At 34.3% G+C, this 653-nt stretch carries 1 protein-coding gene; it reads left to right on the top strand.

What is annotated here, in order from left to right:
* The first annotated feature begins 43 nt into the window (after positions 1 to 43).
* Positions 44 to 520 carry an LPXTG cell wall anchor domain-containing protein gene (locus SMIDD26_RS12050; RefSeq protein ID WP_134990312.1) on the top strand — a complete coding sequence of 159 codons (477 nt, stop codon included), beginning with the start codon at positions 44 to 46 and terminating at the stop codon, positions 518 to 520.
* Positions 521 to 653: the final 133 nt, after the last annotated feature.

Raw genomic sequence — 653 nt, 5'->3', positions numbered from 1 at the left:
AGCACGTCCTTAAGTGATTCCGTATCTAAGAGCACGTCCTTAAGTGAAAGTAACATCAGAATCTGAGAGTAAATACAAAATTAATTTAGTGAAAATACCATCATTAAGTAAATCTGATTCTGAAAGTAAAAGTACATCAGAATCTGAGTCAGCATCTAAGAGTACATCATTAAGTGATTCAGCATCTAAGAGCACATCCTTAAGTGATTCAGCATCTAAGAGTACGTCCTTAAGCGATTCAGCTTCTAAGAGCACGTCCTTAAGTGACTCAGCAAGTGAAAGTACATCCGCCTCTGAATCAATATCAGCATTAGCAAGTATATCAGTCTCTGAATCAATATCAGCAGATAGATTGCATTCTGAATCAACATCAGAAGTAACAGGAAATTCAAGTAATAAATTACCGAATACTGGTACAGAAGCTTCAGTATCATCTATCGTTCTTGCTGCTTTGGCTGGTGTAACTGGAATAGGTTTACTAGCTAAACGCCGTCACGATGAAAATGAAGACGAGGCATAATGTATCTGTTTGATTCATTTTGTTGAAAAATATATCTAAGTAAATCCTGAAAAGTTTCAACTTTTCAGGATTTCTTTTTTGTAATGTTAGTGAACTGATATAAAAAATGTTATAATTAGTAGTAAGAATTATG

It is taken from the genome of Streptococcus mitis, assembly GCF_001579035.1.
In the GTDB taxonomy this organism is placed as follows: Bacteria; Bacillota; Bacilli; order Lactobacillales; family Streptococcaceae; genus Streptococcus; species Streptococcus mitis_J.
This window is presented reverse-complemented; position numbering and strand designations above follow the sequence as displayed.